10 protein-coding genes are annotated in these 7,877 nt (G+C 59.8%); 4 read left to right on the forward strand and 6 right to left on the reverse strand.

The features are described 5' to 3' along the window. Positions 1 to 516 precede the first annotated feature (516 nt). Both Q7L55_11870 and Q7L55_11875 read left to right on the forward strand, forming a co-directional pair. Complete coding sequence (locus Q7L55_11870) at positions 517 to 1,134, forward strand: DUF1326 domain-containing protein (GenBank protein MDO8733245.1); 618 nt, start codon at positions 517 to 519, stop codon at positions 1,132 to 1,134. Between the two features lie 2 nt (positions 1,135 to 1,136). Further along, positions 1,137 to 1,967, forward strand: a complete 831-nt coding sequence (locus tag Q7L55_11875; GenBank protein ID MDO8733246.1) for a DUF2182 domain-containing protein — start codon at positions 1,137 to 1,139, stop codon at positions 1,965 to 1,967. Positions 1,968 to 2,402: 435 nt separating this feature from the next. Here the strand turns inward: Q7L55_11875 and Q7L55_11880 are convergent, their stop codons facing one another. The 5 genes from Q7L55_11880 to Q7L55_11900 all read right to left on the reverse strand — a co-directional run bounded on the left by Q7L55_11880 (position 2,403) and on the right by Q7L55_11900 (position 5,995). Continuing rightward, positions 2,403 to 3,566, reverse strand: a complete 1,164-nt coding sequence (locus Q7L55_11880; GenBank protein ID MDO8733247.1) for a cysteine desulfurase family protein — start codon at positions 3,564 to 3,566, stop codon at positions 2,403 to 2,405. Further along, positions 3,563 to 4,717, reverse strand: a complete 1,155-nt coding sequence (locus tag Q7L55_11885; protein MDO8733248.1) for an FAD-dependent oxidoreductase — start codon at positions 4,715 to 4,717, stop codon at positions 3,563 to 3,565. The genes Q7L55_11880 and Q7L55_11885 overlap by 4 nt, the downstream gene beginning before the upstream one ends. Then, positions 4,717 to 5,067 (reverse strand): DsrE family protein, encoded by a 351-nt coding sequence (locus Q7L55_11890; protein MDO8733249.1) that lies wholly within the window; start codon positions 5,065 to 5,067, stop codon positions 4,717 to 4,719. The genes Q7L55_11885 and Q7L55_11890 overlap by 1 nt, the downstream gene beginning before the upstream one ends. Before the next feature lie 31 nt (positions 5,068 to 5,098). After that, a complete protein-coding gene (locus Q7L55_11895) occupies positions 5,099 to 5,764 on the reverse strand; it encodes a metalloregulator ArsR/SmtB family transcription factor (protein MDO8733250.1) in 666 nt (221 codons plus the stop codon). A 93-nt stretch (positions 5,765 to 5,857) separates the two neighbouring features. Beyond that, entirely contained in the window at positions 5,858 to 5,995 is a 138-nt protein-coding gene (locus tag Q7L55_11900; protein ID MDO8733251.1) for a hypothetical protein, read from the reverse strand. On the opposite strand from Q7L55_11900, the gene Q7L55_11905 reads away from it, so the two are divergent. Next, positions 5,972 to 6,199: a sulfurtransferase TusA family protein gene (locus tag Q7L55_11905; GenBank protein MDO8733252.1), complete on the forward strand. Its 228-nt coding sequence runs from the start codon at positions 5,972 to 5,974 to the stop codon at positions 6,197 to 6,199. The genes Q7L55_11900 and Q7L55_11905 overlap by 24 nt on opposite strands. Here Q7L55_11905 and Q7L55_11910 read toward each other — a convergent pair whose 3' ends face one another. Then, positions 6,200 to 6,685: an NUDIX domain-containing protein gene (locus tag Q7L55_11910; protein ID MDO8733253.1), complete on the reverse strand. Its 486-nt coding sequence runs from the start codon at positions 6,683 to 6,685 to the stop codon at positions 6,200 to 6,202. It abuts the gene before it with no gap. Between the two features lie 775 nt (positions 6,686 to 7,460). Here Q7L55_11910 and Q7L55_11915 point away from each other — a divergent pair. Then, a partial coding sequence (locus Q7L55_11915; GenBank protein MDO8733254.1) for a trypsin-like serine protease occupies positions 7,461 to 7,877 on the forward strand: 417 nt, incomplete at its 3' end.

The following is a 7,877-nucleotide window of genomic DNA, read 5'->3' on the forward strand; positions in this document are numbered from 1 at the left end:
TGGGTCGAGTGGTACAACACCCGTCGCCTGCACAGTAGCCTCAGCTACAACAGCCCCGAAGAGTTCGAGCAAGCCCACTACGCAGCCCTCAACCGAGAGTTGCAACCCGCATAGGAGCGGCACAGAACCTGGGGCGCTTCAAACTGCCTGCGAGAGCCCTTGATTGAGTTCTCAAAGCACAACACCTCTGATCACGGGCACCTGCTGATCGGCTGGTTGACATGCCCACGCCCTGATCCTGCTTGAGGCCGTTACGGTTCCCCTTGGCGCGGATCTGTATTGATCTGACGGTGTGTAGTCGGGAGTTCGCGTGGCCAGTTGAGGCGGTCCGTCTGCGGATTGAGGGTCTGTCGTCACCGTCTGCGAGTAGGTGTAGAAGTTCTCTCCGCTTCTGGTTGATGCTCCCGCCCGCAGGTCTATTTCGACCGGGGTCCCTGAGTTTGGCCAAGGTGTCTTGTGTGCAGTGGCCAATGAGGAGTATGAAGGCTGCATTGATCGTTTTCCGAAGGAGGCGAGATGTCCTGGCAAATAAAGGCAAAGTATTACGAAGCTTGCAATTGCGAGCTTGGGTGTCCGTGCAATATGAGCGGTTTCCCCTCGCACGGCAAGTGCGAGGGTTCAGTGGCTTTCGAAGTAATTGATGGTCAGCGCGACGGCGTCGATCTCGCCGGACTCAAGGTGGCAGCCGCGGTCAAGTGGCCTGGCGCCATCCATGAGGGCAATGGCAATATGGCTGTGTTCATCGATGGCACGGAAGTCCAGCGCGAGGCGATTATTCCCGTCCTCATGGCTCAAGATCCGGGTCTACCTTGGGAGATCTTGGCGATGACCATCAGCGAGATCCATGGGCCGTTCTTCGAGGCTATCGAGATCGACGACAATGGAACCGATTCGCACGTACGCGTTGGCAACAAGTTTGATGTGCACATGGAGTCGTTCAAGGATCCGGTCACCGGCCAGCCGCACGAGGCACGCATGGTGCTGCCCTCAGGGTTCATCTTCACTGACGGGCTCATCGGCACAACGTCCATCAATCGTGTCGATGCCGACGGCGTTTCCTACGACCATCCAGGCAAGAACGCTTACTACTCAGAAGTGATGTGGTCGAGCGAGAACCGTCTCGTTTCCGTCTGATCGTGACCGCGCAGGCGGACACGCCGCGTACCGCGTATTCAGTGTTAGAGCGTCGTGCCACTTTACTAACAACTGGAATCCTGCTCGCACTGGCTGCAGCAGCGTGGTGGGCGACGGTTTCTCGGTCAGCGAGCATGTCCGGCATGGTCTCAGGACTTTCCCAACTCGGGCAGTCTGCAGATTTCGACATGACCGCCCCCGTGTTTCTCGCTATGTGGGTCACGATGATGGTGGCCATGATGTTTCCCACGATCGCGCCGATCGTGTTGATGCATCGGATGGTCATGCAGCGTCACGGTGGCGGAATCTCACTGACGGTGGCGTTCGTTGCGGGCTACTTACTCGTGTGGACTGCCGCAGGTTTGGTTCCCCTAGCAGTGCTGATCGGGTCCGGGCACGTCACGATGAACCCAGCGTGGGTGACGCGGTTGGCTGGAGTCCTGCTCATCGTTGCGGGCGTGTACCAGTTCACCAGTTGGAAGCAGACATGCCTCCGAGCTTGCCGCACACCATTGACCTTCTTGTCGACGCACGACTTCGGCCTGGGTCTGGTCGGGACGATCCGCACTGGCTTCAGCCACGGGGCATATTGCCTTGGCTGTTGCTGGGCGCTGATGGTCGTGCTGTTCACAGTTGGGCTCATGAATCTCACGTGGATGGCTCTGATCTCGATCGTGTTCCTCGCCGAGAAGAACTGGAAGCATGGCGTGCTACTCACGAAGTTCGCAGGAACCGCCATCCTGATATTTGGCCTGGTCGTGTTGGCGCATCCGGCATCGCTGTCCGCGCCCGTGATTGATGACCAACCCTCCCAAATGGCACCGATGAGTTGAATAGTTTGGTCATGGGCCCTGCCCGATGGGTCCGTGCGCTGTCTTGGTCCCTTCCGACCCTATGACTTGTGCATGTGTCGAGTCCTGAAGTCCTGTCCGGTTCTTCGCCCTTTCGGTCAACTTCGCGACCAACTGTGGCTTGACCTTCCCCGAAACGGAAAATGAACGAAGCAAGGCCTTCCTAACCGGGGGTCCTCCTTGTATCGCTTCCAGTGGCGGAGTTCATTAGCGCGTCGATATTGCTTCATGGCACGCGACCGTGGCGGCGTGTGTGTAAGTGTGGGCTAGCGTATTTGGCGAGATGAATCTGGGACTGCTCGTTAGTGTTCCCGTTCGTTCAACGGCGAGTGGGCAGCGGTACCTCGCAAGATTCGCTTCTACTATCGGCGTGCAATCTTGGACCTAGGATGAGATCGCGATTTCCGACCTCGCAACTCAAGAGCTTGTGGGTAATCCTTGAACGGCAATGCCGATGGCGTGAGCGGCCTGTTCGACCTGTTCCGGTGTTGTCCAACGCCCCAATGACAGTCGAATAGTTGAAAGAGAGTCACGAGCATTCAGTCCCATCGCGATGAGTACGGCTGATGGTTCGTCCTGTCCGGCGTGGCAAGCAGATCCAGCTGACGCTGCAACGTCCGGCAGGTGAGCAAGTAGCGCTAAGGCTGGGGCGTCGTCGATATGCACGTTAAGTGTGTTGGGCAGTCGGTGCGTCTGATCGCCGTGCACGTGCACGCGTCCAGGTAGCGCTGCTTGCAGCGCCAAATCAAGTTGGTCGCGCAGGTCAGATAGTCGTTCCATCTCACCGTCGACGAGTGCTTGTGTGGCGAGTTGGGCTGCTGCGCCGATCCCAACAGCGAAGGCGACATTTTCAGTGCCGGCCCGCAGGCCGCGTTCTTGTCCACCACCACCGATGATGGGGTGAAGGGTCACGCCTTCGCGCACGTAGAGAGCAGCGATGCCTTTTGGCGCATACATTTTGTGTCCGACGATAGTGAGCAGATCAACTCCGAGTTCCTGGACGTTCACGGGGATCTTGCCGATGGATTGCGCAGCGTCTGTGTGGAGCAAGACTCCTCGTGCTTTGGTGATGGCCGCGATGCGTGCGATCGGCTGGATCGTTCCTGTTTCGTTGTTGGCGTGCATGATCGACACGAGAACTGTGCTCGATGTGATCGCGGCTTCGACGTCGTGCGGATCAACGAGGCCATCGGCATCCACGGGCAGGTAGGTGACGGTGACGTCGTGAAGTTCCTCGAGTTCGCGGCAGGCGGCAAGGACTGCTGGATGCTCAGTGACTTGCGTGATGACATGCGGTTGTATTCGCCCCGCGGCCTTAGTTGCAAGAACAGCTCCACGTATTGCTAGCGCGTCGGCCTCGGAGCCGCTGCCAGTAAAGACAATCTCGGACGCGCTGGCGCCGACGAGCGTGGCGACTTCTTGCCTGGCTTTTGCAAGGGCCTGTCGCGGAGCCGCACCATAGGCGTGGTCGCTTGATGGGTTGCCGAACTCGGTTGTTAGGAACGGCATCATCGCGTTGAGAACTCGATCATCGATGGGTGTTGTGGCGTTGTAGTCCAAGTAGATCGGTCGGCCGGTCATAGCCAGCGCCGCATCACGTTGAATTCGAACGCCGCCTTGCCAATATGCCAGCGCCTCGAGGGTTGCTTCATGTCGATGGCTGGTGCTGGTTCCGCGTAGAAGTTGCCGCTGCCGTATGCGGCACGCCCGTTGCCTGTTTCGATGAAGCAGGCGCCATGGCCGTCGAAGATTCCTCCTCGTGCTTCTCCGGTGATCTTCGCGACTATCGAGTCGGCGACTGCAAGAGCTTGGCCATGTGCGAAGACTCCGGCACGGGGCAGTGGCTTGCCGATGCCCAAGACGATGTGGGTGTTGTCGCCGATCGCGTACACGCCATCGAAGCCGGTCTCCAGGGTGCTGGAATCAGCGTGAATCCAACCGTCACCCTCGGCTAACGCAGAATCGGCGATGACACGAGGTGCCTGGATCGGTGGCATGTAGACCAAGAGATCGGTCGATTCTTGTTCCTCACCGAAACTCAACTTGCCTGGCTCCACGGCAGTGATCTGGCGTCCACCCTGATAGTCGATACCTCGTGCGGCCAGGATCCCTTGCACTGCGGCGGAGACATGCGCGCCAGCAACGGGCATCGGTGCCGGCTCGGCACTTCGCACCGCGATCTGCACACGGTCGCGCGCACCACGCCCTCGCAATCCGGCATCAATCAAGAGCGCGGCTTCGTACGGCGCAGCTGGGCATTTGTATAGCGGCGCGGCAGTGACGATGGTGAGCTGACCTTCGCTGAACTTGTCCAGTGCTGCTCGCAAGAGTTGGGCGCCGGGGAGGGTGGCGAAGGTGTGTCCGTGTGTCAGCAGGCCGGGGACTTTGTCTGTTGCCCAGTCGGCTCCCAGGCTCACGACGAGGAAGTCGCCTGCCAGCTCGTTGCCGGAGACAGTGACGGTGCGAGCCACGGGGTCGATGTTCTCGACCGTGCCGATGATGACTTCAATGCCGCGTCGTTCCAGTCGCACCAGCGGCCGGGTGACTTGGCTGGGTTTGCGGGTGCCGTTCATGACCCATAGATAGGAAGCAGCGAAGGAGAAGTCAGCTTCCCGGTTGATCAGGATGACTCGATGTTGCTTCCCCAACTTGTGGCGCAGCCGGTTTGCAGTGGCCACCCCACCAATTCCGCCACCAAGGATCAGGACAGTTTTCGCATCTGTGGTTGTCATCAGAACACCAGTACCTTGTCTGCGGCGATGGTGAGGTCCGCGAGTGCTTCTATGGTTGAACGTGTTGAATCCTCGATGAGTAGCTCGTCAGTGATGCCTCGGGCGTCCATGCAGGTGCCGCAGCACAGGATGCTGCCCCCATTGCGCGTGACGTTGCCAAGCATCCGATCGAGTTTGTAGTACCCGTCTGGAGTTTTCTGTCCGGCCATCGCAGCGGTGACGCCATCTCCCATCAGGAAGACTGTGGCGTTGACGTCTTCACGCTTCGCCAGTGAGGCTGCGAGACGGATGGCGTTGAACGTCGAGTCCAGCCCGTAGGCAGATCCGTTGATGATGATCAAGATGTCCATGACGTCGCAGTCCTTAGTTGATGTTCATTGGTTATGCACCGACTGCGAGCGGTAGTCCCGCTGCGTCCCATTCCAGTGGCCCACCGTCGAGGCGTTGGGCATCAAGACCTGCGCGACGCAATTGGGCCACTGCCTGCGCGGATAACACGCAGTACGGCCCCCGGCAATACGCAACAACGGCGGTGGACTGATCAAGTTCGCTGATGCGGCCTGCAAGATCTTCTAATGGAATATTCAATGCACCCGGCAGGTGCCCGGCTTCGAATTCCAAGCGGGGACGAACGTCGACAACAAGGACTTTGCCGCTGTCGGCACGGGCAACCAGCTCGGCAATACCGACTGGTTCGGCTCCATCGACATCACCGAAGAACGCCTCAGCCAGAGCACTGACCTCCCCGATGCGGGCTTCGGTCATTGCCCACAAATCCCGGTATCCCTCGATCACGCTCGGATCTGCGACTCGATACCAGACTTGGATCCCCTGCCGACGTGTGGAGACCAAGTTGGCCTGCCGGAGCACCTGCAGATGTCGAGAGGTGTTGGCCATCGTCATGCCAGTCGCCTCGGCGATCAACTCCACTGCGCGTTCCCCCTGGGCCAGCAGGTCCACGATCTCCACTCGCTTTGGGCTGGAGAACGCGGAGGCGACGCGAGCGAACTGCTCGAACACGGCGTCCTTGAACTCACGTCCTTGCATCAGTCGACTCCATTCCACTAATCAAGTGATTAATTGAATATAGCGCAAGTTCCGCGTATCCTCTATACGTCTCGAACGCCGTAGCGCGCCAGATCACCCGCAGACACCAGCCGCAAAGGGGTTCGTATCGCGATGGACGCCGAAGAATGTGCAGAGAATTCCGGCTCGCAGCCAGACCACGTGATTGATGCGTCTGGACTTCAATGCGTGCAATTGCTGCTGCGATTGCACGCAGAATCCATTGACCTCCCAGCAGGAGCTTTGGTGGAGCTCATCTCGACCGACCCTGTGTCAGTCGTAGACCTGCCCGCCTGGTGCCATCTCACAGGCCACGCGCATCTTGGCTCTCACCAAGTCGACGGTACTTATGTTCACGCCATTCGGCTATCGGGAAGACCTGCGCTCACCCGGGCAGACGCTCCCTGGGGCACGTGATCACGCATCGCCAGTAGCAGCCAACCAGGCTTCCAACATCGGCCTGTTGAGCGGAAAGACCGTGCCGGCATCCAGCAACCTCTTCACTGCGCTGCGATCAAACCATGCCTGACGATCATTGGCCTCTGTTGAGTTTTCGCGCAGTTCGCCGAGAGCCTCGCAAGAAAGGCAGATACCCAAGTAGATGCGAGATCCCGAAGCTATTGCGACGCTAAGAGGAGACACGCCTTCAACGATCAGCCCGTGGCTCTGCTCCGCGGAATATTCGACACTCAACTCGTCAAGTTCGAGACCGGTCTCTTCTGCAAGTTCACGCCGGGCCGCTTCAACAACGGACTCACCTTGCTCAAGATGGCCCTGAGGAAGTTCCCATGTTTGCCAGTACTCCTGCTCGACCAACCGGCGCTGAAGCAGCAGGTTCGGCGAAGTACCCTGCCTGCGGGTGACGGCCAAGGAAACGATGAACGACGCTGAGACTTCTGCCACGTGCAAATCCAAATCCCAAAGTAAGGCGATGGCTCCAACTACAGACACGATGCTAGGTGGGCCCGCGGCCGGCACATATATACCGCGGCCAGAAGAGACGTAGGTTCTGCAACTGTCGCGCGCCACGCTTTGACGCAGTGCACTGGATTGGTCAGGGGCTTATGGACAATGTGGGTGCAGGCTTGCAGGATCTGCCCCGATAGCGGTTGCCTCCGTGCCTGTGAGGATTTGTCCTCACTGGAAGGATGTCTGTCATGCCGAAAGTGTGCGGAGTGGGTGCAGCCTTGCACTCCCATGGGAGTGCAGAAGGGGGTGCAGAAGTGGCATTTCGTGAGGCCAACTTGCTGGGCACGCAACCCAAAGATCGTGCATCCTCAGTTTCTTCCCGCTACCAAATTGAACGTTCAACTAAGTGAGCGTTCGGTACGACCGAGGGTCCCTGACCAGTCAGGGGCCCTTCGTCGTTCGCTGGGGTCCGCGAGTTTCGAGGCGTTGAGGCGGTAGGTCATTTCTCATTCCCCTTCAACGGTGTGAGCCGTCCCGGTACCTCGCAAGTTCAGTCAGGATCCGCGCGACCCGCAAAGATCGCCAACCTGATTGACAGCAATCCCGAGTCTGCCCCTAGAGCGGCACAACGAGTGGCAAGCAGACCGACAGCAATCCCGTGGGCAAGGCCGACGACCGAGCGCAACTTCGTGAAGGACCCCGGCGAATAGCGGGAGCGGTGCCAACCCCCATGCTGTTCGCCGGTGGTGCGTCAACGTACCGTTCTGCTGTGAACCGAACGTTGACCGCGCTGACCTGCTCGGCAGGCGCGTTCGTGCTCACTGCGCTCGTGCTCGCCATGGCCCCCTCGGGGCAGGCGGCGCCGGCGGGGCTCGCCACTCCCGCCGCGTCGCCGCGTATCGTCAACGGGGACCCGGCTGGAGCGAACGCCAACCCCTACATGGTGACGATGCACACCACTGTCGACCTCCCTCCAGGCGCCCCGACTCCACCCCCCGTGCCGATCGATGACACGACGCTGACCGTTCAGGCCGCCCGCGCCGCGATCGTCGGTGCGGGCGCCGTCCGGGCCCAGTTCTGCGGGGGTACCCTCACGACGCCCACCACGGTCGTCACCGCCGCGCACTGCGTGGTGTCCGAGCGCGGTAGCGCCGTCGCCGATCCCGCCTCGATCCTCATCGGCTTC

The organism is Actinomycetota bacterium, from assembly GCA_030650795.1.
Classification (GTDB): Bacteria; Actinomycetota; Actinomycetes; order S36-B12; family S36-B12; genus UBA11398.